The sequence below is a fragment of the Halobacteriovorax sp. RT-2-6 genome, from assembly GCF_047085025.1.
In the GTDB taxonomy this organism is placed as follows: Bacteria; Bdellovibrionota; Bacteriovoracia; order Bacteriovoracales; family Bacteriovoracaceae; genus Halobacteriovorax_A.
In genome coordinates this window covers 47,529-74,504 of record NZ_JBKIYH010000003.1, presented here as the reverse complement: position 1 = coordinate 74,504, position 26,976 = coordinate 47,529, and the positions used below count along the sequence as shown (strand labels likewise).

General features: G+C 34.7%; 28 protein-coding genes and 1 tRNA gene. 18 read left to right on the top strand and 11 right to left on the bottom strand.

Going from position 1 to position 26,976, the window contains the following annotated elements; genetic code table 11:
• The first annotated feature begins 5 nt into the window (after window positions 1-5).
• Together ACMAYS_RS14205 and ACMAYS_RS14200 are read left to right on the top strand one after the other, a co-directional pair.
• A complete protein-coding gene (locus ACMAYS_RS14205) occupies window positions 6-1,031 on the top strand; it encodes a hypothetical protein (protein ID WP_103218636.1) in 1,026 nt (341 codons plus the stop codon).
• Window positions 1,032-1,127: 96 nt separating this feature from the next.
• Window positions 1,128-3,113, top strand: a complete 1,986-nt coding sequence (locus ACMAYS_RS14200) for a hypothetical protein (RefSeq protein WP_103218637.1) — start codon at window positions 1,128-1,130, stop codon at window positions 3,111-3,113.
• Window positions 3,114-3,149: 36 nt separating this feature from the next.
• On the opposite strand, the gene ACMAYS_RS14195 is transcribed toward ACMAYS_RS14200, so the two are convergent.
• Complete coding sequence (locus ACMAYS_RS14195; protein ID WP_412463490.1) at window positions 3,150-4,610, bottom strand: hypothetical protein; 1,461 nt, start codon at window positions 4,608-4,610, stop codon at window positions 3,150-3,152.
• Window positions 4,611-4,737: 127 nt separating this feature from the next.
• On the opposite strand from ACMAYS_RS14195, the gene ACMAYS_RS14190 reads away from it, so the two are divergent.
• The 5 genes from ACMAYS_RS14190 (at window position 4,738) to ychF (ending at window position 9,383) form a co-directional block, all read left to right on the top strand.
• The gene (locus ACMAYS_RS14190; protein ID WP_103218639.1) at window positions 4,738-6,540 is read left to right on the top strand and encodes a transglycosylase domain-containing protein; all 1,803 of its coding nucleotides are present in this window, start codon (window positions 4,738-4,740) and stop codon (window positions 6,538-6,540) included.
• A gap of 71 nt (window positions 6,541-6,611) precedes the next feature.
• Window positions 6,612-6,687: transfer RNA gene (locus tag ACMAYS_RS14185), tRNA-Gln, on the top strand.
• 29 nt (window positions 6,688-6,716) lie between these two features.
• Window positions 6,717-7,664 carry a ribose-phosphate diphosphokinase gene (locus tag ACMAYS_RS14180; protein WP_368667187.1) on the top strand — a complete coding sequence of 316 codons (948 nt, stop codon included), beginning with the start codon at window positions 6,717-6,719 and terminating at the stop codon, window positions 7,662-7,664.
• A gap of 11 nt (window positions 7,665-7,675) precedes the next feature.
• Window positions 7,676-8,257, top strand: coding sequence for an aminoacyl-tRNA hydrolase (gene pth, locus ACMAYS_RS14175; RefSeq protein WP_392994059.1), 582 nt, complete (start codon window positions 7,676-7,678; stop codon window positions 8,255-8,257).
• A gap of 16 nt (window positions 8,258-8,273) precedes the next feature.
• The gene (gene ychF, locus ACMAYS_RS14170) at window positions 8,274-9,383 is read left to right on the top strand and encodes a redox-regulated ATPase YchF (RefSeq protein WP_103218642.1); all 1,110 of its coding nucleotides are present in this window, start codon (window positions 8,274-8,276) and stop codon (window positions 9,381-9,383) included.
• Window positions 9,384-9,541: 158 nt separating this feature from the next.
• Here ychF and ACMAYS_RS14165 read toward each other — a convergent pair whose 3' ends face one another.
• Together ACMAYS_RS14165 and ACMAYS_RS14160 are read right to left on the bottom strand one after the other, a co-directional pair.
• Window positions 9,542-11,599, bottom strand: a complete 2,058-nt coding sequence (locus ACMAYS_RS14165; RefSeq protein ID WP_103218643.1) for a lytic transglycosylase domain-containing protein — start codon at window positions 11,597-11,599, stop codon at window positions 9,542-9,544.
• Window positions 11,583-12,146, bottom strand: a complete 564-nt coding sequence (locus ACMAYS_RS14160) for a hypothetical protein (RefSeq protein ID WP_103218644.1) — start codon at window positions 12,144-12,146, stop codon at window positions 11,583-11,585. Before ACMAYS_RS14160 ends, ACMAYS_RS14165 begins: the two co-directional genes overlap by 17 nt.
• A gap of 149 nt (window positions 12,147-12,295) precedes the next feature.
• Here ACMAYS_RS14160 and ACMAYS_RS14155 point away from each other — a divergent pair, with 149 nt between their 5' ends.
• The 4 genes from ACMAYS_RS14155 (at window position 12,296) to ACMAYS_RS14140 (ending at window position 15,538) form a co-directional block, all read left to right on the top strand.
• Window positions 12,296-13,441 (top strand): Mrp/NBP35 family ATP-binding protein, encoded by a 1,146-nt coding sequence (locus tag ACMAYS_RS14155; protein WP_412463489.1) that lies wholly within the window; start codon window positions 12,296-12,298, stop codon window positions 13,439-13,441.
• Window positions 13,442-13,444: 3 nt separating this feature from the next.
• Entirely contained in the window at window positions 13,445-13,978 is a 534-nt protein-coding gene (locus ACMAYS_RS14150) for a hypothetical protein (protein WP_103218646.1), read from the top strand.
• A 9-nt stretch (window positions 13,979-13,987) separates the two neighbouring features.
• Complete coding sequence (locus ACMAYS_RS14145; protein WP_021267727.1) at window positions 13,988-14,179, top strand: hypothetical protein; 192 nt, start codon at window positions 13,988-13,990, stop codon at window positions 14,177-14,179.
• Between the two features lie 204 nt (window positions 14,180-14,383).
• The gene (locus ACMAYS_RS14140) at window positions 14,384-15,538 is read left to right on the top strand and encodes a hypothetical protein (protein WP_412463488.1); all 1,155 of its coding nucleotides are present in this window, start codon (window positions 14,384-14,386) and stop codon (window positions 15,536-15,538) included.
• Between the two features lie 374 nt (window positions 15,539-15,912).
• Here ACMAYS_RS14140 and ACMAYS_RS14135 read toward each other — a convergent pair whose 3' ends face one another.
• The 6 genes from ACMAYS_RS14135 to ACMAYS_RS14110 all read right to left on the bottom strand — a co-directional run bounded on the left by ACMAYS_RS14135 (window position 15,913) and on the right by ACMAYS_RS14110 (window position 20,526).
• Window positions 15,913-16,866, bottom strand: coding sequence for an electron transfer flavoprotein subunit alpha/FixB family protein (locus tag ACMAYS_RS14135; protein ID WP_103218648.1), 954 nt, complete (start codon window positions 16,864-16,866; stop codon window positions 15,913-15,915).
• A gap of 13 nt (window positions 16,867-16,879) precedes the next feature.
• Window positions 16,880-17,668 carry an electron transfer flavoprotein subunit beta/FixA family protein gene (locus ACMAYS_RS14130; RefSeq protein WP_103218649.1) on the bottom strand — a complete coding sequence of 263 codons (789 nt, stop codon included), beginning with the start codon at window positions 17,666-17,668 and terminating at the stop codon, window positions 16,880-16,882.
• Between the two features lie 2 nt (window positions 17,669-17,670).
• Complete coding sequence (locus ACMAYS_RS14125; protein ID WP_368667188.1) at window positions 17,671-18,813, bottom strand: acyl-CoA dehydrogenase family protein; 1,143 nt, start codon at window positions 18,811-18,813, stop codon at window positions 17,671-17,673.
• Window positions 18,814-18,924: 111 nt separating this feature from the next.
• Complete coding sequence (gene folK, locus ACMAYS_RS14120) at window positions 18,925-19,392, bottom strand: 2-amino-4-hydroxy-6-hydroxymethyldihydropteridine diphosphokinase (protein ID WP_103218651.1); 468 nt, start codon at window positions 19,390-19,392, stop codon at window positions 18,925-18,927.
• Window positions 19,392-19,589 carry a hypothetical protein gene (locus tag ACMAYS_RS14115; RefSeq protein WP_158246916.1) on the bottom strand — a complete coding sequence of 66 codons (198 nt, stop codon included), beginning with the start codon at window positions 19,587-19,589 and terminating at the stop codon, window positions 19,392-19,394. Before ACMAYS_RS14115 ends, folK begins: the two co-directional genes overlap by 1 nt.
• Window positions 19,579-20,526 (bottom strand): hypothetical protein, encoded by a 948-nt coding sequence (locus tag ACMAYS_RS14110; RefSeq protein WP_412463487.1) that lies wholly within the window; start codon window positions 20,524-20,526, stop codon window positions 19,579-19,581. Before ACMAYS_RS14110 ends, ACMAYS_RS14115 begins: the two co-directional genes overlap by 11 nt.
• Window positions 20,527-20,646: 120 nt before the next feature.
• On the opposite strand from ACMAYS_RS14110, the gene ACMAYS_RS14105 reads away from it, so the two are divergent.
• The 4 genes from ACMAYS_RS14105 to ACMAYS_RS14090 all read left to right on the top strand — a co-directional run bounded on the left by ACMAYS_RS14105 (window position 20,647) and on the right by ACMAYS_RS14090 (window position 23,903).
• Complete coding sequence (locus tag ACMAYS_RS14105) at window positions 20,647-21,306, top strand: LysM peptidoglycan-binding domain-containing protein (protein ID WP_103218654.1); 660 nt, start codon at window positions 20,647-20,649, stop codon at window positions 21,304-21,306.
• A 70-nt stretch (window positions 21,307-21,376) separates the two neighbouring features.
• Window positions 21,377-22,129, top strand: coding sequence for a hypothetical protein (locus ACMAYS_RS14100; protein WP_103218655.1), 753 nt, complete (start codon window positions 21,377-21,379; stop codon window positions 22,127-22,129).
• Between the two features lie 12 nt (window positions 22,130-22,141).
• Window positions 22,142-23,083 carry a phosphotransferase gene (locus ACMAYS_RS14095; RefSeq protein ID WP_412463486.1) on the top strand — a complete coding sequence of 314 codons (942 nt, stop codon included), beginning with the start codon at window positions 22,142-22,144 and terminating at the stop codon, window positions 23,081-23,083.
• Window positions 23,076-23,903, top strand: a complete 828-nt coding sequence (locus tag ACMAYS_RS14090; protein ID WP_412463485.1) for a sugar phosphate nucleotidyltransferase — start codon at window positions 23,076-23,078, stop codon at window positions 23,901-23,903. The genes ACMAYS_RS14095 and ACMAYS_RS14090 overlap by 8 nt, the downstream gene beginning before the upstream one ends.
• Here the strand turns inward: ACMAYS_RS14090 and ACMAYS_RS14085 are convergent.
• Window positions 23,891-24,079: a DUF362 domain-containing protein gene (locus tag ACMAYS_RS14085; protein WP_103218658.1), complete on the bottom strand. Its 189-nt coding sequence runs from the start codon at window positions 24,077-24,079 to the stop codon at window positions 23,891-23,893. The two genes, ACMAYS_RS14090 and ACMAYS_RS14085, sit on opposite strands and share 13 nt — an antisense overlap.
• Before the next feature lie 86 nt (window positions 24,080-24,165).
• On the opposite strand from ACMAYS_RS14085, the gene ACMAYS_RS14080 reads away from it, so the two are divergent.
• Genes ACMAYS_RS14080 through ACMAYS_RS14070 form a run of 3 tightly spaced genes read left to right on the top strand, consistent with a single transcriptional unit; the run spans window position 24,166 to window position 25,653 of the window.
• Window positions 24,166-24,822, top strand: coding sequence for a hypothetical protein (locus tag ACMAYS_RS14080; protein ID WP_392994079.1), 657 nt, complete (start codon window positions 24,166-24,168; stop codon window positions 24,820-24,822).
• A gap of 18 nt (window positions 24,823-24,840) precedes the next feature.
• Complete coding sequence (locus ACMAYS_RS14075) at window positions 24,841-25,278, top strand: hypothetical protein (RefSeq protein ID WP_103218660.1); 438 nt, start codon at window positions 24,841-24,843, stop codon at window positions 25,276-25,278.
• Window positions 25,279-25,308: 30 nt separating this feature from the next.
• Window positions 25,309-25,653, top strand: coding sequence for a hypothetical protein (locus ACMAYS_RS14070; RefSeq protein ID WP_412463484.1), 345 nt, complete (start codon window positions 25,309-25,311; stop codon window positions 25,651-25,653).
• A gap of 13 nt (window positions 25,654-25,666) precedes the next feature.
• On the opposite strand, the gene ACMAYS_RS14065 is transcribed toward ACMAYS_RS14070, so the two are convergent.
• Window positions 25,667-26,500, bottom strand: a complete 834-nt coding sequence (locus ACMAYS_RS14065) for a TIM barrel protein (protein ID WP_103218662.1) — start codon at window positions 26,498-26,500, stop codon at window positions 25,667-25,669.
• Window positions 26,501-26,976 lie beyond the last annotated feature (476 nt).

Here is a 26,976-nt window from a genome sequence, read left to right as displayed (position 1 = left end):
GATTTATGAAAGTAATAACTATATTGGCAACTGTATTAAGTTTAAATGTTTTCGCAGCAATTCCATCTTTAGAAGGATTAATGAGAAACTCTTCAAATAAGGAATTAGATAAAGAACTAGTTGTTGCTCACGTTGTTGTAAAACGAGTCGCAGCAGATGAAGAATTTGCAACGAGTGAAAATGTGGTTACGAATTATTTTAAATACATGTTTATTACTGCAGAAAACGAAAAAGATTATAAGAAATCATTAGTTATTAGATATGATGATTCTTCTTATCAAGTATCGGGGGTTTCTAATGTAACTGCATATGAAAATCTTGATAGTCTGTTTGGTAAAGACACGACAAAAGATATTCTTCAAAGTTCAATCCTTAGCTACACATTCAATAGTTCATTTGGTTTTAATAAAGTTTTTAAGGCAATAGAGCCAAGTTATAAATCTAACTCTGATTTGATTAATAAGGAAAAGGCTTCTTTAATTGAAGATTACAAAACGTTTCTTGTTAAAAAGAAAGACTATGAGAAAAAAGCCAAAGAGTATGAAGAGTCTGTTGGCGAAGCCCCTGTGTCACCACTTGAGTCTGATAATGATCAAAAACAAGCACAGTTAAAAAGTATCATGAACTCTTCTTTATATAAGGGAAGTAATAATTTAAAACTTGTTAAACGCAATAGAGAATTTGTTTGGGCAATTCAGCTTGATAATATCAAAGGTGAGTTTAAAAATGAAAACCATCAATTAATTTATTTAGATCTAAATACAGATAATGGAAGTTATTCAATTGTTCCAAAAAGTTTTGTTACTTACAATGGTCAGTATACTTTACCAAAGTACATTGAAGTTACGACATCTGATTACCGTTACGAAATAGAAATACCAACATACTATCTTCTAAACTCGACAAATAAGACGATTGCCGATCGAAATCGTGAATACGTAAAGTATCTTGAGCGAAATCAACAAAGACAAGGTACTCAAGTTAATATCGAGGGACAAGAAATTCAGGAAAATATTAATTTATTATTCTAGTTAAGTATCTGTAATTACAGACAAGTAACTAATAGCCTTTAAGTATTTATAAAATTATCCGATATGACTTAAGCGATACTTTAAGTAGGGTAATATATGAAAAAGGCAAATCAATTAAAGTTTTTAATTTGTACACTAGCTCTGGCTTCTACACAGGCCAAGGTAGTATTTTCAGGAATGGGTTCAAGTGGAACTCGTAGTACAAATCAATCAACGGCCGGAACAGTTACAGTTTCATCATCGAGTCAGTCAACTACGATTGAATGTCGTAGAGATGATGCGGTTTCATATGGGTTTATGAAAACACTCCTTTTAGGAGATACTCCAAGTTATACAATTGCAAATGGAAAAATATTGGTAAATCTACCAACTAGAGTTTCAGCGTGTATTAAAGACATAAGTGCGCAAGCTATTACAAACCCTGTTGATAATAATGTTTACTTGAAGTTCAATGTGAAAATTGATTCTAGCCAATATCCTGCTGGTACTCAATCAATCGAAAAAGAATATGAAAAATGTATGGCCCACTTAGCTGGTGGAGACTCTTCATTTTATACTGTCGATAAACTAAGAGAAAAAGGTTATCTTGCATCACCTGTAACACTTGATACAGATCTTCCTGATATTGATACTAATAGAAATTCTGAATTAGTTATCGCCTCTACGAATAAAGATTTCGATTATAAAAATGATATGCCGTTTGGATTAGCAAATGTTGCGCAACATACATCTTTTAGTGATCCGTCATTCAATTGTATGGATTATGCAAAGCCTGCTGAACAAAAAGTAATGGCAAATAAAACTAATGAATATGAACTTCGTGAAGAGGCTATTGCTGCTTGTAACGGAAAAAATCTTACTGATATTTCGAAAAGTCTTAAGAAGCTTAGAAGTGACTCAGGTGGAAACTATGATGATCTAACTAGAATTCTTTCTGGTATTCAACATCAACTTATCAATGAAGAAGTTGAACAAATGGTTTCAAGAATGGAGCAAATTGAAAGTGATATTTCTCCTTCTGTTGAAGATGTTAAAGAAGGTGATAAGTTTGGTGTAAGCAAAGAAGCGAGAAAGAAGCTTCTTCAGGAATACGCAAATCACATGAATAAGTTTTCTAAAGAATTACTTCCAGCTATGAAAGAAGAATTAAAGCATTTAATGGAAGAATATGCAGAGCTAGGTGATAGCGAGGCAGATGAAAGACGTAAAGATCAAATTAATGAATCAATTGAAAAGATTAATGACGTTATTGCTAAGTTTAATCGTCAAAATGAAAATGGTGCTGAATATAAGAAAGTTGTTGAAGCACTTCGTGAAGGCAATATGCAAACTTCAGGTAGAAAGATTTTATCTGGAATTATTCTTGCTCAAGAGTTTTCACATGTAAAACTTGAAGGGACTAATAAAAGAAATGTTGAAGAAGCTGAAAATAATAGTGAGAGAAGTATTGCTCGTCTTAAGCAAGGTACGCTTGCTGATTGGGGTGACGAAGCTCTAATCAGGGCCGGTGACAATTCTCCAATTAAGAGACGTCAGCAAATTCTTAAAGGTATTCAACAAAGAGCTTCTAAAGATCGTCAAAATTATATGACTAAGCTAAATGCTTATGATGATTACATCCAACAGTATGCTCAAGATCTTGCTAGTAGTTATTGTACATCAGGTGGTAGCTATGAAGATTGTATGACTGTTAGAAGTACTTATCTTCCATACATCTATAACCAGTATAGTTCATGGAAGCAAAACTCTTATCAAGATTATAACCAATCTTATAATGCAAAATACGGAGCTGCCTATAATGAGCAGAAAAGCATACTAAGTCGCTTTAATGGTCTTTATAGTAATTACAAGTTAAATGCTATGCAAAACCAATTAGCAGGAGCAACAGCGAGTAGTCCGTTTGATTTATGGACAGGAGCTGACACTTCTTATTCTTCTGGTATTCCTGGATTGAATTTTGATTTCAATGGGGCCGCTGGTGGAAACTTTAACAATAATAATGGTTGGAATAATAATTTTAACTTAATGCAACCACAACAAAGAACACCTAGCAGTTCAACATGGACTAATCCATATCGATAAAAAAAAAGGCTTCCAATCGGAAGCCTTTTTTATTTCTTAAAACTTAATATCTGCACCAAGATAAATTAGGTAAGTATCATTTGTTTCGTTAGGAGTCGCAGTATTTGAGAATGCGTAGTAGTCGCCAACGAAGAAATAACCTAGGTTTGCATTTAGTGTTACTGAAGTATTCCACTTGTAAGAGAAGTTTGAATCAATTTCAAATCCTAGATCATCTGCTTGATCTGCTGCCGCAGTAAATCTCTTGTTCTTCTCATGGTTAATTGCATCTGAACCAGCTTCAGCAACTTTATCGGCCTTTGCCCAAACAACAGAGTTAGTCCAAGACCAAGTTCCTGAATCATATCTGTGAGCAAATTTTGCATAAGAAGTATTTGCAATACCCGAATTAAATACGTTTAGATCAGTATTTGCAATGGCCGCTAAGTTATAGCGAAACATGATATTTGCAATTTGAAAGTTAGGGTTAAGATACATTGCTCCATAAGTTTGGTTATCTGCATCTGAACCTGAAACCATACCAAAATCAAGATGGAATGAGTGATTTGTGTTTAACTTATAAGTGTTATTAAGTAGGAATGCTTTTGCATCAACTTCAGTATCAGTAACACCAGGGTAGATTTCACCCATATCACCAGTCATTAATGGAATTTCAGCTTCAACAGTGTATTTGCCGAAAGTCTTCTTAAGGTAAAGGTCGATCATTGTCACACTAGTTGCACCAAGGTTTGTAGCAATAGTGTCACCATCTACATCAGTTTCAATTCCAGATGCAGCTCCAGAAGTATTCTTGTTGTAAAGAGCTCCGAAAGTGAATTCTTTATCTAGGTTTTCATATAGTAATGAAATCCCCATCTCTTTAACACGACCAGTTTTTGTAAGGTTATTTGCTTTGATTTTTGAGTAGTAAGGAGAGAACTTAAAGTTACCGATCTTGAAATCAATTGTAATCCCATCTCTCATTGAAGCAAATCTTGATCCTGGAGCATTTCCATCATTATAAATTGCACCCATACCCCAGTTAAACTTTTGGCGACCTACTGTATAAGTTGCTGTATCAGAATAAAATACTGCATTGGCCTGAGTTAGGTTCACAGGATTACTTGTTACTGTATTGAAAGAGTAGCGAGCATTTGCATATGAGTTTAATGGATCTTGAGTCTTTGTTCTTCCATCATTTGAAGAATCACCAAAATTTCCACCGTATCCATAACCTGAAGTTAGTTCAGCATTAATCGTTGTTGAGTCATTTACAATGATTGTTGGCTGAAGCTTAAAAATATAAGTTTGAAAGTTTGATGAGTCAGGATCAGCATCTGTCATATCAAATGCTTGGTCACCATTATCAAGTGGTCCAGCACCTTGCTGAACTGAACGATTATAATCACCTAAAGAATGTAGGTCTGTTTGTAGTTCACCATGCCAGTCAATTGGTAGTGCCAGAGTAGAAGTAGCTAAAGTGGCAAGAATTGCGGCCTTATTTAAGTTGTTTAACATAAGTTGTTATTCCTTTTATAATTTAACAAAATTGTACTGAAATAATATAAGATGACTTTATATAACGTCAAAAAAATAGGTGTATTCAAAGGTGCTTAATAAACGAATAAAGATATTATTATTCTTGATGGTTGGATTATTTGGCTTGTGTGTCATTTATTCCATAAATACAATCAATGACGCAGACTTAACTAGAATTATTACTCCTAAAACACCTGATACGAATTCGAAAACCATTCTTTTTGAAGAGGGAAGTTTTGTTAAGAAACGTGACTTCTTATTTTTTAAGGCCAATTCACGTGATGAGAGATTTAACTCTGTCTTTTTTGAGAAGTTTGACGATGAAAAGAGGTCAATTCTAAGTGTGAAAGAAAGCTTCGAGTTAAATTCTATTAGAAGTAATGATTGTAATTACAACCGCTGTCTTCAATATAAAATTAACTTTTATAATATTCCTATTATCTTATCTAAAGGTCTTATTGGTATTGAAGATTTTCGTTTTCTTGATCACATAGGTATTGATTATATTTCTATCATTCGTGCGATAATTGCAGATATTAAAGCTGGTGCTCTTGTACAAGGTGGATCAACACTGACACAACAACTAGTAAAGAATATCTATTTTACAAATGAGAAGTCATTTAGCAGAAAGATTAAAGAAGCTATCCTGGCCGTTTATATTGATTTTAAATTCGATAAGTCAGCAATTCTAGAAGCTTATTTCAACGAAGTGTATTGGGGAAGTCTTGGTGGAATTAGAATAAAAGGTGTGAACACAGCAGCTGTTTTATATTTTAATAAACCTATTTCTGAGTTAGATCCTTATGAATCAGCTATATTGGTCTCAATGTTAAAAGGGCCAAGTTATTATCATCCTATCTATCGTACAGATCGTCTTAGAGGGCGTGCTGACTTTATTTTTAATAAATTACAAAGCTTAGATCTTTTTGATCAAAACACAGATTATCAGTGGTCTGATGAGAAGTGGGAAAATTGGAAAAAACAATTATCTGTTTTTCAAGATGACTCATTTTATGAAGCGATATATTTGACATCGACTCGAGTTAATAAAGATCCAATGCTTAGTGAATTTCGATTTTTTAAAACAGTCTTAGCTTCTAAAAATCTTTTAAGAGATCTGAAAGGGATCGAAGAGAACTTGGCGGTTAAAATTGCTTTTGGAAATCCAAAGCATAAAAGTTTCTACTATTCTAAATTTGAAAGAAATGTTGATAAGGCCTTCAAAGAGGAACGTCATGGTGTAGGTTCAACACTAAAGCCAATCCTGTTTCAAATATACCTTGAGCAGGGCCATAAAATAGATGATTTAGTTTCAACGGAGCCGATAACTTTAGATCTTGTTAGTGGAAAGTGGACACCCTCGGAATCTCATACACCTTCTGCGAGTGAGTACCCTATTTCTCAAGCTTTACAAGAGTCCTTAAACAATCCAGTTGTTAGACTGGCCCATGATATTGGTTTTGAAAAAGTTGAAGTTATATTGAAGGATAAGATTAAACATCTTAAAACACCGTTGGCCCAATATCCTGCCCAGCTTCTTGGTGCCATTGAATTATCAGTTGATGAGCTCTATCAATTATATGAAGACTTTATGCTTGCGCAATGTCGAGTAGGGGCCGGAGTGTACGAGTCTCTTGCAGATCCAAATCAAACGACAATTAGAAGAATGGTAAAGCCAGCGCTTAAGCAACAACATTTCTTCGGGAAAACAGGAACATCTAATAATGGTTTTGATAATCTCTTTGTCGGTTATGATGGACATGATCTTTTTACGATCTGGGTCGGTTATGAAGGTGTTCGTACAAATAAGAAAGGTTTAAGATTATACGGAAGTACGACAGCTTTCAGACTTTATCAGGAGATTATTCTGTATTCAGGCCAACGAATTGCGTCTTTGGCATGCGAATAAGTAGGCAAATTTAAAAATTTCTTGTCAAAAATAAGAAACTAGCTTATATATTACATACAAATCTACATTGCTGGGGTATCGACAAGTGGCTAAGTCAGCAGATTTTGATTCTGCCATTCGAAGGTTCGAGTCCTTCTACCCCAGCCATTTTCTCACGGATCAGAGAAAGGAATAAGATCATGAAAAGGATCGTTCTCGTATCAGGCACGTCAAATCCAAAGCTTTCTTCCGATATCTCGAAAATCTTAGATGTTCCGTTAGTTGACCCCCAAGTTATTAAATTTGCCAATGGTGAAACATTTTGTGAAATCGAACAAAACGTTCGTGGTGCTGATGTCTTCATTATTCAATCAACATGTGCGCCGGTAAATGATAATTTAATGGAGCTTCTGATTATGATCGATGCTCTTAAGAGAGCGTCAGCGTCTTCGATTACAGCAGTTATTCCTCATTACGGATACTGTCGTCAGGATAGAAAGGCATCGCCGAGAACTCCTATTTCAGCAAAGCTGGTTGCCGATCTTATTACAGTTGCAGGCGCTAGTCGTGTTATTACAATGGACCTTCACTCTGGACAGGTTCAAGGTTTCTTTAATATTCCATTCGATAATATTTTTGCTTCTCCTGTTCTTCTTAGTCATATTAAAAGAGAACTTGTGACAGAAAATACGATCTTCGTTTCACCAGATGCTGGTGGAGTTGAGCGTGCTCGCCATTACGCTAAAAAGTGTAAGTGCGATATCGCTATGATCGATAAGCGTCGTACGGGAAAGAACGTTGCAAAGGCCATGAATATTGTGGGTGATGTAAACGGTAAGGACTGTATCATCTTAGATGATATGATTGATACTGCAGGAACACTTATCGAAGCTTGTAATGCTCTAAAAGATAATGGTGCAAGAAGTGTTGTGGCATGTGCTACGCACCCTGTATTTTCTGGGCCTGCTATTGAGCGCATCAATAAAGCAGAATCTTTAAATAAGGTTCTTGTGACAAATACAATTCCTCTGAGTAAAGAGGCGCGTGAGAGTGGAAAAATAATTTCTGTCTCGGCCGCTGAAATATTGGCCAAGTCGATTCATCGCACGTTTAATAACGACTCAGTTAGTTCATTATTTTTATAAACGGGTAACCTATGAATTATTTAATTGTTGGACTTGGAAATCCAGGTTCAGAATATAAAGGTACCAGACATAATATTGGCTGGGACGTAATGAATTTTATCAAGCCAATCAAGGACTTGCCTTTTAAAGAGAAATTTAAAGGAATTTGGTCTTCGTTTGAAACGGATGAAGATAAGTTCTACGTGTTAATGCCTCAAACTTATATGAATCTAAGTGGTGAGAGTGTTATTCCTTTTGCTCAATACTTCAAAATCGAACCAGAAAATATTTTAGTTATTCACGATGAATTAGATTTACCGTGGGGAACTATTGCCTTTAAAGATGGTGGTGGCCTTGCGGGTCACAATGGTCTTAAGTCAATTGCAGGACAATTAGGTCATAACAATTTTAAGCGCTTACGTATGGGGATTGGACGTCCACAACATGGAAGTGTATCTGATTGGGTTTTGGGCCGCTATTTTGGTTCGGAGGCTGACTTTATTGACGATTACTTAGAAAAAGCTTCAAAAGCCGTTGAATGTTATGTAAAAAGTGGCTTTAAAACAGCGATTCAAAGATATAAAAAGAAACAATTACTAGATTTAAGTAAATAGATATCAGGAGAAAATAATGGCCCTAAATTGTGGGATTGTAGGACTTCCAAACGTTGGTAAATCAACGATTTTTCAGGCTCTAACTTCGGCTCCAGCTGAAGCAGCTAACTTTCCATTTTGTACAATCGAACCAAATATTGGGATTGTAAACGTTGGTGATATTCGTATGCAAAAAATTGCGGAAATCATTGGGCCACAAAAAGTTATTCCAACTATTGTTGAATTTGTTGATATTGCAGGTCTTGTAAAGGGTGCTTCAAAAGGTGAAGGTCTTGGTAACCAATTCCTTGGAAATATTCGTCAAGTAAATGCAATTGTTCACGTTGTACGTTGTTTTGATGACACTAATGTTATCCACGTTCACGGTGAAGTTAATCCAGTTGATGATATTGAAACAATTAATATGGAACTTGCTCTAGCTGACCTTGAAGTTGTTCAAAGAAAGCAAGCAAACCTTCCTAAGTTAATGAAAAACCAAAATAAAGAAATTGCATCAAAAGCAAAGATGCTTGTACCTGTTCTAGAAAAACTTACTGCTCATTTAGAGCAAGGTTTTGCTGCACGTACTCTTGAGATGGATAAGGAAGATATCGAGTTAACTCGTGATCTTAACCTAATTACTCTTAAGCCAACTCTTTATCTATGTAACGTAGATGAAGAGAGTGTTGATGAAGATAATGACTATGTAAAAGCAGTAAAAGAATTTGCACAGAAAGAAGGTTCTCGTGCAATTAAGATTTGTGGAAAGCTAGAGTCTGAAATTGCGGCACTAGAAGATGAAGCAGATAAGAAAGACTTTATGGAAGCTGCTGGAATTGAAATTTCTGGTTTAGAAACGCTTACTCATGAAGCATATAATATGCTTGGTCTTCGTACATATTTTACGGCCGGTGTTAAAGAAGTTCGTGCTTGGACTTTCAAAGAAGGAGCTAAAGCTCCTGAAGCTGCAGGTGTAATTCACTCAGACTTTGAAAGAGGATTCATTAAGGCAGAGATTTATCACTATGATGACTTAATTGCTAATGGATCAGAGGCGAAGGTTAAGGAAGCCGGAAAGCTTCGTATGGAAGGTAAAGAGTACATCGTAAAAGACGGTGATATTATTCACTTCCGTTTTAATGTTTAAGCACCCGCGAAATTGACTGGCCAAAGCCAGTCTATTGTTCGCGGTGCTAGCTCCCCAATACTTTAGCTAGAGAAATATATTCAACAAGCCGGGTTCAAGCCCGGCTTTGTTGTCTCTGGAGCAAAAAATCTTTGCATAAGAACTTACTTTTATATTGTTTACAACTGAGATGAAATTTCTCGTTTCGCTTCCTTCTTAGGAAATGCATTAAATGTCGATGCCACACTTTTTTCTAAAATATAATTATCCTTCATTAAATTATAGAAGAAGAAATTACGATAGATAAGTTTAACGTATAGTCTCGTTTCTTTATATGGAATTTGTTCAATTTGAAAAATAGGATCTTCTACATCCATAAGATTCTTTGCCCACTTTGTTACCTTGTGTGGACCTGCATTATATGAAGATAATGCATAGATTATATTTCCATCAAACTTATTAAGTAGTGATTTAAAGTAGCGTACACCAGCATCGATATTTCTATGTGGAATTAAGATCTCGTCTGTTTTTCTAAAATTAGTCATCTGTCTTGCCGTAGCTGGCATAAGTTGCATTAGTCCTAGTGCGCCTACTGCTGAACGTGCGTTTGGATTGAATGCGCTTTCTTGTCTGATAATCGATAAAACTAGAAGCGGGTCAATTTCAGCATTTACATCTTTAATCTTATCAAGATGTAGAACCGGAAAGAGAGTCGTAATATCAATTTTTGAAGGCCTTATGAGATTTAAGTCAATTGTCCTTGAGACGAGTTTGAAACTCGATAAAAAATCACCACTTTCTTTGAAATGATGAAGAAAGTAATTAAATATAGCCACACGTTGTTCTTCTAATGGAAGAGAGTCTAACTTGGCCCTATTGATAATATCAGTTTCAGGATTGAAACGGATAAATTCATAAATTAATTTATCAACCTTTCCGACAAATTTTAACTCATGCCAAATATTTGATTCTTTAATATTTCTTTGTTTGGCCTGGGTGAAGTCCGCTAATTCTAGTTTGGGAAGATTAACTGTATTCTTATGGAAATAAAGTGATTTAACATAATTCTTATCAAACTCAGGAAGATAGTCCTGGGCAATAATTGAATAGAAGCTTAATGGGTTTCCATTAATCATTAATTTGAATAAGTGTTTTGCAAGGGATTCATTCCCATCTTTCATATAACTATAAGCAATCCAAAATTTTGTCTTAGTGTATAGATTGGAAAACTCATCTATTAATTTATAGTTTTGTACTGTTACGATACTTTCCTTATAGTTTTCATTTTTTATTGAATTCCAAAGTAGAAGGAAGAGTGATTCATTTTTTGATTCATCATCATAACTAATCTCATATGAGCGAGCAAAGTAACGATTGGCATTGGCAATATCATCATTATTTAAAAGGAGTTTTCCAATATAGCGAACACGTTTCCATGAAGATTTTTTATAAATATAGTCTTCATTGGCCTTTTCAAAAGTTAAAAATTTTGAAAGTTGTTCATTGATATTTGCTTTCTTTTTCTCATTATTTTTTACTAGATTTTTTAATTGGCGATATTGTTTTATAAATTCGTTCGTAATGGTTAATTTGTTCTTCTTAATTCTATGTAGATTATTTTGGAATAAAAGAGTGATATCTTTATCAAAATCTATATGTGAATAAAGCTTAGAATCAATCTTTAGCCCATTGATCAAAGTTATTTCGATAAGCTGTTTTTTAATATGTTGATAAATTTTAGATTCTTTATCAACTTCTTCTAGTTTACTAATGAAAAGTGAGTTTCGAGATGTTGCAAGATATTGAATGGCCTTAGAGAAGTTTTCATCATCAGCAATAATATCATTGTAATACTTATCGTTAATTAAATAATTAACAGTGTGAAAACAGTAATTTCTAATATTTGAAACAAATTCATCCTCAACGCGATTTGTTCTGTGACTTTTAATATTACATGAAAAATACTTATCTTTTTTTAGTGATGTTTTTAGATCACTTAAAAACTCCAAGTGAGTGAGATAATTTTTAAAGATACCACCATCTTTAATGGCCTTAATTGCATTATTGATTTTATGATTAGGTAATTTCTTTCTTTTTAAAATGCGTTCAATTTCTGAGATGTGACGTGCAGCTGTAAGCTCTTTGTCTTTAAGAGAACGAGAATCTTTAGCAAAGCTTGTAAATGACAAGCTTGCCGTTAACGATAAAAGAATAAACTTCTTACCCAATAAACTCATTGAAACGACCTTCCATACTTTTTAACTTAGTGACTACATCACTTAAGATTAATTTTTTATCGTCAGGTACAACTTGTTGTAGGTTCTTTAAATAGTTACAGATTTCATCAATATAAACAGTGTCTTCCTTAAAATGAGTTTGGAAGTACTCAACTGTTAAATTAACTTCATCTGCGACATCTTGAAAGTAATCACCTTCTCTAAATGAAAGCTTTCTTTCAAACCCTGTGTGTCTTAGTCCAGCAAGATATTGTTTTAATTTATAAAGTGGGCCTGCAACTTTGTGAGTAAAGAAAATACAAACTACAAAGATGAGGATCCCAAAAAATGCTTGGCATAAAATGAGAAAGTTTAAAAGATCACTCTTCATTGTTGCAATATGCTCAGCAGATTGTGGAAATTTTTCTGAAATATTAGTTAGCACTTGGTAAATAACAAGTGGATAGAATGCACTTAGTACTAGAATTACAATACAAATTAATGCACTGAATCTCAGCTGAAATTTAGAGTCGACTATGATTATGGAACGCTTATATGGCTTAGACACAATTTCTCCAAACTTTAATTTAGTTTCTTTAGTAATTATAACATCTTATGAATTTTGTTGTAGGGCAAAAATTTGCTTTACTCATTGAATAAGTGCCCAATATTTAATAGAATTCACGCATAAAACGATAAAAAACTGAGAGAATTAGTATGCTAAATATTGAAATAGTTAAAAGTAAATTAGTTGAGGTTAATAACCCAAACACTGGAAAATCCCTATTAGATGAGAATCGTTTCAAGGATATTGCAATCGAAGATAAGAAGCTTACGATTGTTTATAATCGTGATGGCATTACTCCTGCACAAAAACGAGATATTGAGGATTCAATTGTTAATTCTCTTTCAGCTATTGTTAGTGAAGATGACCTCTTCATTAAAACTATTTCTACTCAAGAAATGCCAGCTCAGCAACAGCAAAAGCCCCAACAACAAGGTGCGAAGTTAGAAGTCGGTCACGCTAAGGCTGCACCTCAAAAACGTGATATTCCGGGCGTGAAGAAGATTATCGCTGTTTCATCTGGAAAGGGTGGTGTTGGGAAAAGTACAGTTTCTGTAAACTTAGCTCTATCTCTTAAAAACCAAGGAAAGAAAGTAGGTCTACTAGATGCCGATATTTATGGGCCATCTATTCCGATGCTTCTGGGTCAAAGAGATGCGAAGCCTCTTGCAACTGATGATAAGAAAATTGCCCCTATAGAAGCACATGGAATTAAATTCATTAGCTTCGGTTTATTTATTGAAGAAAAAGACGCTGTAATCTGGCGTGGGCCTATGCTTGGTGGGGTTCTAAATCAATTTCTTTTTGATGTTGATTGGGGTGAGCTTGATTACCTAGTATTAGATCTGCCTCCAGGAACTGGTGATGTTCAGTTATCAATTGCTCAAACTTTAAATCTAAGTGGGATTGTTGGTGTATCAACACCACAGGATGTTGCTCTACTTGATTCTAGAAAAGGCTTCAATATGTTTGAACAGGTCAATATTCCTGTTTTAGGACTTATTGAAAATATGAGCTACTTCGCACCAGATGATATGCCTGAGAAGAAATACTATATTTTCGGTGAAAAGGGTGGAGCTGATATCGCAAATGAGCTTGGTTTTCCATTCTTAGGTGAAATCCCTATTGAAATTGCTTTACGTGAATCTTGCGATAATGGTGTGCCTTACATGTCTAATAATTCATACGAAAGTAGACCAGTATGGAAAGCATATTCCGGTATTGCAAAAAAGATCATTGAAATAGAAAATAATGATGGTGAGGGGAAAGGTTTTTTCTCAAAAATTTTCAAAAGGTAGAAAATGTCCATCATACAGAAAATAGAGGAGCAATGCTCTTTTAATTTCACAGGCAGAATCAATATTCTTAAAAGGGCCGATCGTCAGTTCCTAGGCGTTATATATATTAGCGAGGGAATTGTTGTTGCGGCCCAGTTTTCTAAGAAGACAGGCCTTAAGGCCTTATACTCGTTAGTAATTTTTGAAATGGATCATATCGAGGAGTTCACTCTTGTGGCCGAGCCAGAAGTTGTTTCTGAGAGTGACTACGAATTCAAACTAAAATTTAGTGAGTTAAAGTCGAATATTGAAAATGCTTATTCTCAGCATTTAAAGGCTAAGTCCCTTCGTCCACCAGAAAATATTCACATTTTGATCAATCCTGTGTTCATAAAAAATGGAAAAAAGACTGGTGCAAATGAATTTTTACTATTAAAAACTATAGCTGAATACAGCAAGGTTAAAGATATTTATAGCAATTGCGAATTATTTGATTTTGAAGTCACCCAAGCATTAGTAAATCTAAGAAAAATGGGCGCCTTGAAGGTCGTAAAGTAGGAGTTTTAAATGAAAGATCAAACGCATAACCAAGGCAATCTTAAAGAGCTTAAAGTTATGATCGAAGAAAACGTTGTTACCTCTTTTGAGTTAATGTCTCAGAATACTGGGATTGAGCTTGAAGAGCTTATTGTAGTCGCTCTAAAGCGCTTTAGAGCTTCTCATAGTGACTATGAGAAGAAGACTTTCCAAGTTGATTAATTCTTATTCATATTAGAGTAGGCACACCCCTGGGGTGTGTTTACTTTTTCTACAGTGTTAAAAGTTTAACAGTCTAATACCTAAACAATTCAATAAATTCCATTAAATACGAACGCGTTTTCAGTAAGTTAGCAAATATACGTATTTGTTCAATTTGGCATGAGTGTTGCTTCTATATATGCATATAGGTTTTAGGAGCACTGTATGAAAGCAACAGCTATTTACAAGAAATTCATTATCGCATCAGTACTATCAGGATCATTCCTTGTATTCGGTGGCATCTATCAAGGGATTTCAGTAACTGATAACTCATTTATGCAACAGAAAGATATTTCTTTTGAAAAGAGAGTTGATGAGAGCGTTGATCGTATCGTAGCTTCATCTGATCGTGAAAAAGTATCTGTACAATACTTACCTGTTGCAGAGTATGCACAAATTATCGACGGTAAATGGGAAATTGTAAGAGTAGAGAATCACGAAGGAAATGAAATTTTTAATGAGAAGAAAGCAAACTCTAAAAGAGTAGTTGATATGAAGTTAATTGGAACTGGTCTTGTTCAACTTAACGATAATAATGAGTACACTTTTGATGTTTCTTTCCTACACGAGAATAATAAAAATATCTCAATCTTTAGAGCTTATGAAGATGGATTTGAATTAATTGAAGCAAGAAGAGTTTTAGAAGCAAATAATGAAGTAGCTACTCAAGAAGTTATTGTTGATGAAGCTTTAGAAGAAGCAGCAATCATTAATGAAAATGAGAGAAAAGAATTTATTATCGAAAGAGTAGTTCTTCCTCAATTAAATAACGAGCTAATTCGTGGTGAAGATAAGATTGAAGGAAGTGTTACAGTTGGACCAAATGGTGTTCAAGGTCTTTACTTCAACGTATTCGATAAAGATATTAATGAAGTACTTGGTGATATTAAACTTAAAGATGGAAGTGCATTTGAAGTTGAACTTCAGGGACAACTTTCACACGGAGTATTTGCTAGAAATGGTGAAAATGGATACCGTCTAAGATTTACAACTGGTCCATATGCTGGTGGGTTAATTAACTTTGTAACTTACGATGAGCTAGAAAGAGTAAATGCTGAATTCGAAAGCATGGAAAGAGCAAAAGAAGAGTCACGTTTTGAAAGATCTCTGACAGAAGAAGGGTCATTTGAAAACGATATTAACTTAGCTCAAGGTAATGTTAGCGCTGAAAATAATGAAAAACAAAATGTGGAAGAAGTTGAAGAAGAAAGATACGAAGAAGAAGTTCTTGTAGACGATCCAGCTGAAAGATTTGAAGAGCAAAAAGAACTTGAATACGAAAGACAAGAAGAATTAGACAGACAAGGTTACGGATTCTAATCCATAAATATAAAGAGAGAAGAGAAGAAAAACAAAGGCCCTCAAAATTGAGGGCCTTTTTTATGTATTATATATGCGAAGTTTTTTTGCTCCTGAGACGAACCGCTCGGGCTTTATGGTTACGATGACCTGTATGTCTGCTAGAGGCAGGAGCCGAAGCAGACTGAACCCTCGCTCTCGATCAGAATCTGCTCCTTGCATGGGGAGCTAGCACCGCAGGGAGTAGATTGATTATTGTACAAACTTTCCCATAGGCCTAGAGACAACAAAGCCGGGCTTGAACCCGGCTTGTTGAATATGTAATTCATTTCATTGCACTGAGGCCTAGCACCGCAGCCAATAGTTTGCCTTTGGGCAAACAATGCTGCGGATGCTTAAAGAACTTTTTTAAGTTCTTCTTTAAGAATTGGAACGATTTGGAAAAGATCTCCAACAATTCCGTAGTCAGCTTTAGTAAAGATTGGCGCATCTGGGTCAGTGTTGATTGCAACGATAACCTTAGATGTTCTCATCCCAGCTAAGTGCTGAATAGCACCTGAAATACCACAAGCGATGTAAAGAGATGGAGCAACTGTTTTACCAGTTTGACCAACTTGCATTGCGTGTGGAGCATATCCTGAGTCTACAGCAGCACGTGAAGCACCAACTGTTGCACCAAGAACTTCTGCTAGTTCTTCAAGGATCTTGAAGTTTTCTGCAGATTTCATAGCACGACCACCAGATACGATGACATTTGCTTCTGTCAGGTCTAGCTTCTCAGAAGCACCCTTAACGATTTCTTTGATTGCAGCTTTGATGTCACCAGCGTTAGCAGCAACTTCATTTGCAGCACCTGCACCAGCAGTTGGAGCTTCTGGCATACCAAGAGCGTTAGGTCTTACAGTTACGAAACCTGGCTTAGGTCCGTCTAGTTCTACTTTAGCTAGAACTTTACCAGCAAATAGTGGTCTTGTTCCTGCAAAGTTGTCACCTTCCATTACAAAATTTGTAACTTCTGATGCCATACCTGCATCAAACATACCAGCTAGTCTTGGCATAAGGTCTTTTGCTAGAGAAGTTGCACCAGCAAATACGTAATCGTAGTTTGAACCGATAAATTCTTTAAGTGCATTAGCGTATCCTTCTGGAGAATACTTATCTAGGTTTGCACCTTTTAGGTTGTGAACATTAGCAGCACCATACTTTGCAAGATCTGCAGTTGCATTAGCACCCATGTCACCAACGATTGCTACGTCAACAGTGTGACCAGCAAGTTTTCCTAAGATTTCAAATGTAACAGACTTAACTGTTTCACCACTTGTTTCAGAAAATACTAATATCTTTGCCATTTTAATAATCTCCTTAGATAACTTTAGCTTCTTCTCTTAAAAGCTTAACAACTTCAGCTACAACACCTGCTTGAGCAGCTTCGTCCATTGCATCAAACTTCTTCCCAGCTGGTTTTTCTGGTGGAAGTTGGAAACCAGAATACTTAACACGACGATCGTCAGCAGATACACCTACATCTGAAAGTGAATGTTGAGCAAGAGGCTTTCTCTTAGCTTTCATAATCCCTGGAAGAGAAGCATAACGTGGGCTGTTTAGACCTTTGTTGGCCGCAATTAATACTGGAGCAGTTACTTCGTAAACTTCTAGTGCTCCACCTTCAACTTCTCTTTTAAGAGTATATGAACCACCTGCTTCTTCACAACCGTCTACAACAGTTACTGAAGGCATTCCTAGCATTTGAGCTAGAAGTTGTGGAACTTGAAGACAGTCGTCATCAATTGCTTGTTTTCCAGTGAAGATAACATCTGGAGTTTTTCCAGATTTTTCAATAGCACCTTTAAGTGCTTTAGCTGTCATATATGAATCTAAGTTGTCATCAGCTTCAACTAGGATTGCATCGTCAGCACCCATTGCTAGGGCAGTTCTTAGAGCTTCAGTGTCTTTAACACCACCAACTCTTACTACAGTAACAGTAGAACCACTGTTTGCAGCTTTAGTTAATAGAGCTTGCTCTACTGCAAATTCATCATATGGATTCATGATCCACTTGATAGAACTTGTTTCGATATAAGATCCATCACCATTTGGAGTAATTTTAGTTTCCGTGTCTGGAACTTGTTTAATACATACAAAAATGTTCAATTTTAGCTCCTTGTAAAAATTTCTTTAGCAATAACTAATCTTTGTATTTGTGAAGTGCCTTCATATATTTGAATGAGTTTGGCGTCTCTCATTATTTTTTCAACTGGATATTCTTTACTATAACCGTAGCCACCAAATACTTGTACAGCATCAGTTGCTACTTTCATAAACATATCAGCGGCTTTAGCTTTTGAGTATGATGAAAGTTCTGGATTTGGTTTTCCATTATCAATTGACCACGCAGCCTTTTGAACAAGTAGTCGAGCTGCTTCAATTTCAATTCCCATGTCGGCGATCATCATTTGAATGGCCTGATGACGAGATAGTGGAACACCAAATTGTACTCTCTCCCCAGCATACTTAACCGCATGATCCATAGCACATTGAGCTCCACCTACTGCGGAACTCGCAACCATAGGTCTAGAGTGATTTAATGTTGCCATTGCAATTGGCCAACCTTGACCAAGACCACCTAAAATATTCTCTTTTGGAACTTTTACGTTTGTAAAAGTCACTGCTCTAGTATCAGAACAACGATGTCCCATTTTATTTTCTTTTTCACCAAGCTCAATTCCCTCGGACTTTCCATCAATAACAAGTGCCGTAATACCTTTGTGCTTAAGTGTTGTATCAGTTGTTGCATAGACAACAAAAAGATCTGCATATCCTGCATTTGTGATCCACATCTTATTTCCATTTAATAAGTAGTGATCTCCACTTTCTTTTATAGTTGTTTTGATACCCGCTGCATCTGATCCATAGCCTGGTTCTGTTAAGCAGAAAGCTGCAATTTTATAATCTTCAGTAAAAGGAGTTAAAAATCTCTTTTTTTGTTCTTCATTCCCACCAATAACAATTGGTAGAAGTGCAAGATCATTTGCCATGATTGCGGTATTCATTCCTAGACAGCCATAGGCAAGAGCTTCAGTAATGATCATTGAATCAATAGTAGAAAAACCTGCACCACCATATTCAGCTGGAATACAAGTATTAACTAAACCAAGCTCCCAAGCTTTGCGAAGAATGTCTAAAGGCATCTGTGCCTTTTCATCATATTCGCCAGCTTTAGGCATCATCTCATTTTTTGCAAATTTCATTGCAAGTTCACGAATTTCTTTTTGCTCGGAAGTTAATTCAAAGTTGATCATGATGGAACCTATTGTTCTAAAGATAATGTGACATTATTATAGATAGTTTTTCAGTATTTAGTAAATAGGTAATAAAGGCTTAAGATAGTGTAATAAAACACCTTGGTACTATTTGAGTGGTGTTGCATCATTATGCTTCAATTCAGCAATTTCAAAATATGATTTGTATTCGCTATAGCTCGGTAAATCCTTCAAGGGCTCGAGCACAAAGCTTCTATTTCTAAATTCTTTATGGGGTATAATTAAGTTCTTTGATTCATATTTTAATTTATCAATAAAAATAATATCGATATCAATCTCTCTAGGGCCCCAGTGATAGCGTCGTTTGCGACCAAGTTTATTTTCAATTTCTTTTGCTATGTGCAAAAGAGCTTCTGGCTCTATGTTTTGGGATGTCTCAATTTCAAGAGCAATATTATAAAAATTTGGCTGATCTTGTGGCCCGTATGGTGGGGTTTCGAAAATCCTACTAATAAATGATTTGGCATCTAGGGCCAATTCGATTTCTTTAGTTGCGCTAAGAAGAATCTCTTCTTTATTATTTAAATTTGAGCCGAGACTGAAGATTATTTTCATTAGTTCGAAGACTTTTTAGATTCTTTTTTTGAATCTTCATCTGAGCTTTTAGATTTAAGCTGTGACTTAGGTCTTAGTACTTTTTTATTTTGCTCAATGAATGAAGGAAAGTTATCATTCTTTGGCTTGGGAGCAGTTTTTACACCACAAGAAGTTAGTGCAAAAGTAGTAAAAAATAATAAAAACTTAGAACTCAAGTGCAAGACCTACTCCCATTACATCTGTTCCAATATCAACCCTTAAAAACCATCCAGGTACTAATCTTTTAAATCCTGTTGCACCAAAAACAAACTCATCTTGTTCAACACTTGCAACGAGGTCAAGTTCTCTTTGGGCTTGGTCTGAACCAACTTTAGAAACGTCACCAGCACCAGGACTATCAGCAGTTGCAAATTTATATCCAACATATGGCATAAACACGGTGTATAAAGGACCTTCAAATGAGTACTTTGCTCTGAAGATATACTGATTTACTGCTGTATCTATATCATCTGCAGGGAAAGCACGAATAAGATGACGACCGATAAAGCCTTCGACCCAAATATTTTTTTCAACTTGAAAAGACCATGCGGCATTATATTGAGTATTTGTATCTTGCTTTCCGGCAGTGTTAAACCCATCCACAAGACCGATACCAACAGAGGCGATATTATCATTTTTAATGACACCTGTTTGTTGACTTTCATCACCATACAAGTCTTCCTCTAGTAATGTCGTATCATCATAAAGAGATTCTGAATCAGTGATTTTAAATTGATCATCTTGATTGTCAGCGGGCTTACCGTAAGCTGAGTCATCGCCACGTAAGATTTGAACATCTTGGTTTACAAAGAAATTTTTAAATAATTCTTCATCGTACACTTTTGTGACTTTAACAGCAGCTTGATTCTCTTCTTGTTTTGGAACAACTCCACGTGCAACAGGTACCTTATTTATTAAGATAGTAATGTAGTCACCTTTTGCGAAGCTATCTTGACTATTACTGACAAGAATAATTCTTTTGGTTCCAGAAATTTTCAATAGCTTTTCATTAGCTAGTTCAAAATTAGCTGCATTTGAGAAATCATTAACTGCACTTTGAGAAAGAGCAGTAGTTGATAAAAATAGTAAGAATAGGATCATTATATTCTTCATACGGAAAAATTGTACATCGCATGAAGAAATTAGTCTAGGCGGTTAAAATTTAAATATCTATTTAAAAGTAACCGAAGGGAATTACATATAATTGTTACTATTTAAAAGGGGTAATATACCATGAAGAAGATATTCTTATTATTATTAGTTTCGGCACTAACTTTCACTTCATGTTCAAACAATGAAAAGAAAGAAGGGGAAGTAGCAGCGGCTGAACAATCTGAAGAGATTTCAATTGATGATTCTGACTTCGTTGTTGATGCGAATGAAGATCTAAATCAACTAGAAGAAGCAACAATGCAACCGACTGATGAATCAGTTGCTGTTCTTGGAAGTGAAGCACCATCACCAACAGATGAAATTCTTCTTGAAGAAAATGTAGCTTTAGAAAAAGATGTTATTGTAACTGCATCTGATTACTATGAAGTTCAAAAAGGTGAAACACTAATGTGGATTGCTTTTAAGCTATATGGTGACTATAGAAAGTGGCGTGATATCCAAGCGATGAATCAAGAAGCTTTGGCCGATGGTCTTCAAGCAGGAGATAAAATCAAATATCAAAGTGGACAATTTAACTGGAACCCAGTTGGACTACCTCACTTAATTAGAAGAGGAGAAACACTTGGTGTTATTTCTCAAGATAAGTATGGAACACCGGCCAAGTGGAGATCAATCTGGGATAATAATAGAGATATGATTAAAGACCCAAATCTAATCTTTGCAGGTTTTACTCTTTATTATGTTCCTGAGGAAAGAGATGTTGCTTCCGAGTCTATGTAATTCATGTATAATAGATTAATTATATAAAGCTCTCATAACGAGAGCTTTTTTATTTTTTACCTAATAGAAGATGAAAATTTTAATTCTACTAACACTATTTAGTTTCACGTCTTGTACTTATCTTTATAAAAAAGATAATGATTATCCATACAACTATCAGGATACGTTTACATCTCAAGATTATCTGACGCACCTTGAAGGAATAGCAGAACTTTTCATCAAAAATAATAAGGTAAGAAAACCAAATAGAAGATCTCTGCGTTACTTGAATACAATTGCAAAAGAACTTTATTTAAATAATCAAGGGCTCTTTCAAAAAGACGATTTTGGTATCAATTTTTATATTGTTGATGACAATAGGAATTTCTACTTCTCCCTTCCAAAAAATAACGTTTTTATGTCTCGTGGTTTACTTAAAAATTATATGAATAGTGAGAATATTTTCGTGGCCGTTCTCTTAGGAGAATTGATAAGAAGTAAAATTGGCATCTATGAGAAGAAAAAACTGATTCCACTAAATTCTTACACTATCGATGATATGATTCGTATTAATAATTTAGACTTGAATGCTAAAAGAGACTTAAATAACTTGGTCTACGAAGTATTGATCAAATCTGGATACGATCCAGAGGCACGACTTCTTTGGCTCCAGACTCTAAACCGTCAATCGATTAGTTTTAGTGTGCAAGGTGTACACTCACATGAGCTTTCGAAAGAAGAATTTTTACTTAAAAATTATATGGTGAATAGTGGAGAGGATGAGAATTTAATTTTTGAAAAAAACTCATCTCGTCTATTCTATTATTTCAAAGAAAGTATCTAAAGAGTAAATAGGATGAATAAAGAATCAATTGTAAATAAGCTAGAAAATGTTGGTTATTATACTAAAGATAGCAATCTGCAGAAATTGTCAGGTGATGCTTCTAGCCGTGAGTACTATCGTTTAAATCACGAGAATAATACATATGTAGTGTGTGTTGAGATTTCAAATGGCCAACAAAGTTGTGACTTCAACACTGTCACAAATAATATTTTAAGTGATATTAAAACACCTAAGATTTTATTCTACGATCCAGAGTTTTCAATCCTTATTCTAGAAGATATTGGAAGTATTTCGTTAAAGGATTTTTATCTTTCTTCAGGACTTTCTAAGCATGTAGAAGCTGTAGGCGATATTAAAAAATATCAAAATATGCCACTTGAGTTTTGCATGGGAAGAGACTTTGATCGTGAAAAAATTGGTTTTGAATTTGATTTAGCATGCAATTATTTTCTACAGCAACATTTAGGAGTTGAACTAAATAATGATGAAAGTTTACTTCTAAAAGAAGTGAGAGAATACATCATTAACTATTATGAATCTCATAAGGAAGTTGTTTGTCATCGCGATTATCATTCAAATAATCTTTATGTTAAGGATGGTGTTCTATTCCATATTGACTATCAAGACATGAGGGTTGGCCCAAAAATGTATGATTTAGTTTCACTTGTGGACGACTGTTATATTAATTTCTCTGACGCCGAGAAAGAGAAGTTATTATTAAGTTATGATAATGACTTTTATAATAAGTACAAAAATGATTATCATATTGTGCAAATTCAAAGAACTTTTAAGGCCCTTGGAAGTTTCGCCTATTTAAATATCGATAAAAAGAAAGATAATTACCTACAATTCATCCCTGTAAACTTAGAGAAGCTCATTAATACTTGTAAAACGAGTACAATTGAAAAGTTTAATGATTTCGCAAAAATTTTAGAGCGAGGTTTGAATGATTAAAACTTGCTTTATTGCTAGTGCTGGTTTTGGCACACGCATGGGAAATCTAGGAAAAATAATACCTAAACCTTTATGGCCATTTTTCAATCTACGTTTGCTGGATTTACAAGTAGCTTATGCAAAAATGTTAGGTTGTAATAATATCTATATAAATTCTCACCATTGTCATGACGAAATGCTAGTTTGGGCAAAAGGTAAGGATGTTGTCTTACTACATGAACCAGATATCTTAGGTAGCGGTGGCTGTATTCATAATTTGAAGAAGCATATTGATGATGAGGTTATATTCATTATTAATTCTGATCAATTTTATTTTTTTGATTTTGAGCAGATTCAAAATGATGTTGAACGAATGTTATCTGCTAATGCGATTGCTCACTTATATGCAATTGAAGTTGATAAAGATGCTTCTTACAACGAGACTAAAGTTATTGATGGAAAGCTTACAAGTATTTCACCTCATGATGCTGATAGTAATTATTTAACTTACTCAGGTGTTGGTATATTAGATTTAAGAAAGATTCCACTGGTTGAAGGTGAATCATCTTTCTTCAAAACGGTAGCGGACTATAATAATAAAACAGTCCATATGAGCCTTCCTAAAAACCCAGTGTTTCTCGACTTGGGTACACTGGACAAGTATATTGATGTAATTTCAGACCTTGAAAAGCTTCCAGCTGTGGTTAAAAAATTTGTTGCCTCTATCGAGGAACTTGAAGGAACTGATTTTAGATCGACATCGATAATGGATTGGCTTGGTGTTCGATTTGATTTCGATTCGAGAATTATTACTTATAAGGAAAAAGATTATTCTTTCTGAGTAACTTCTTTTATACAGTCGACAGGGCAAACAAGTATACATGCGTTACACAACGTACAGGCCCAAGGTTCTATTGTGTACTTACCTTTATCCATAAAAATTGCCTTTTCTGGACAGATAAGCCTGCAGTTATCACACTCTATACAACGTGAAGAAATTTCGAGATAATAATCCATATATTAATTATAACAAATTTTAAAATTTAAGGTAATAAGTGCACAATTCTGACACTCTGACATTCAAATTGCTAAATATTCTGTTTGTGGTATTTTCGCTGTTTTTCCTACATACGTGTTATTCACTTGATGCAGATGTTTCAGCAATTGACTTGAATCGTTTTATCGGAATTGTTACGACCTATAAAATTACAACTGCCTTAGCTATATTTTTAATTTTTAAGATTCTCTACATGGGAGAACTTACTATAGTGGTTTTGTCGGTCTTTGTTTTAAATATCTTTTATAAGGTATTTTCATTATTCCTAGTGGAGTACGACAAGATTATTCTTTTGATGGCGGTAATCTTTTTATTAGTTTCATATAATATGATTCTTCTTTTGAAGGAAGAGCTTGGACAAGCAATCTTCAAACCAATTTTTACAAAAGAAAATTTTAATTTCGACGGCTTTTGTTCTCTTGAAGGAAATGTATATCTTTCGTCAGGCTCTTGTTTACCTGTTAAAATTTCTAACTGTGATGATAAAGGAATTGTAATCTACACGAGTGAAAAAATATCTAAGGGTGAAAAGTTAGAATTTGAGTTAGAATATGAAGGTAGAAAATTTGTTGATAACTTTTGTGTTGAGCTCGTTTACCCTAACGGCTATGGATTAAAATTATTATCAAAGTCAGAAAATAATAATTACAACTGGATTACACTTTATAATATTCTGAAACGAAGAGGAATTGTTTCATTATAATCTAGGAAGGAACTCTAAATGTTTAAGTATCTAATCATTGCATTACTTTTTATTTCATGTAACTCAAATAAGTCTCCTGAAGGAGTGCTAACTGCATTTATCGAGAAAAGACTGAATGATGAAATTAAAGTTGATGAGCTTAAAGATTACCTTACTGGTACATTACTTGAAGAATATACTCAGGCACTAACTGAGGACGCGAAGAAGCTCAATGAAATGTCTAATTTCAAGAAATCTAGACTTTCGATTGTCTATAAGAACTGCTCGGGCGATGAGTGTTCAATCACTTATTCAGTGGCCTATGATGATGAGGCCACTGATGGTAAGACAAAACAAGATGTTTCGATCTCTGTTAAGAAGATTGCTCTTATTATTAAGAAGGATGATAAGTGGTTGATTTCAGATATCAGTGATGTGAAGTCTTTTTACGAGTTTAAAGAAACAGACGCTCGTTAAGATATCTTCGAACTTACCGATAAGTAAGTCGTGAAAAGTAGCAAAATATTAGATCTTTCTTTTGATAAACTGGTTGGTGAAACTTTCAACTTAACTGAAAGTGCCAACTCTAATGCTCATCAACTAAATTATATTTCAGAAATAAAGTCTTATCGTCTCTGGATCGGTGGTACTTTCATAGATTTTCCACAAGGACTTTCATTTATTAATGACTTGAAAATAAGCAGTTTTCTTGAACTTAAACTTTATGATAAGGCTCTTAATGATGGCCTAAAAGAAGTTCTTCAAACACATGATGACTTAGTTGTTTATATGATGGATGAAAATATTTATATCGAAACTAAAGATTATGAAGAGATAAAAAAAGCGGCTTAAAAGCCGCTTTTTTTTATAGTGAATTGTAGTAATTTTTAAGCATTAATGCATCGTCTTCTAGGTTTGGTGAGTTACAGATCATGTATCCACCACAACCATTCTTCTTAAGAGACTTTAAAAGATCTTTCCAGTTAAAGTCAGATTTCTCTAGGTTAAGGTGTTTAAGATCACCTTTAGAGTTAGTGCTAATACCTGAAATATGGATGTGCATATTTTTAACTGAATCTTCACCAAGTTCTTCTTTAAGTTTGTTGATTACTTCATCAAACTCTTCTTCCGAGTTGTACTGGTTAGTACGTGCATATAAGTGAGAGAAGTCCATACATGGGCGACAAGAGTCTACGTTCTTAGTTAGGCTGATAAGCTCTTCTAAAGAACCAAACTGTGAAGTCTTTCCTGTAAGCTCTGGACGAAGCTCAATCTCAATATCAAGTCTGCTTAATCTTTCTTCGATTACATTCATCGACTTTTCAACTAGGTCGAAAACATCATATGGAGAATCTTTCATGTAGAAAGCTGCGTGGAAAGTCATTGATTCTGCACCACAAAGGTCAGAAATCTTAGCTGTTTGGATGATTCTTTCAACAGAAGAATCAATTTTATCCTGCTCTCTAGCATTTAGATTGATATAGTATGGGCCGTGAGAAGTTAATGGAACGCCTAGCTCATATGATACTTTTCTTAGATTTGAAGAAACTTCTTCCTTCATTCTTACGCCGTGTGCAAACTCGAGTTGCATACAATCAAGTCCAAGTTCGTGAATTCTTTTAACACCTTCTACTGGATTGTTCTTTTTAACTGTAGAATTAGGAACACCTGCTGTACCAAAAAGTAGCTTAGTATGCATTCAAAATACCCCTTCTGCTTATATTTAAAACGTTAATGCCTTGTGTATCACAATTACGGAATCCACAATAGGTGCGCTGCGAAATTATATATCAATCGCTTCATATATATCTGCTTTTGTCTATCTGTGATTCAGATGACTTATAGCCGTATTTTGGATTTGGGTCTATAATTAGAGAATATCTTGTAAAAAAAATAGGGACAAAATTTTGTTTAGTGTATTAATTTCATATTTATTAAGTCTTTTTATCGTCTTTATTCAGGTATTTTTCCTGGCCGGTGGATTCATTGTCTTCAGTACAAATCTCCACATTTCGAGTTCGGTAGCATTGGCAACATTAATCTATGTAATTTCGTTTACTTACATCATACCTTCCATTGTGCTGTCTAAGCTAAACCCAATAAGATTAGATAACAAAGAACATGTGGCTATTTTTAATAAAATAAATGGACTTCACTTTAGGGGCAATAAGGGAA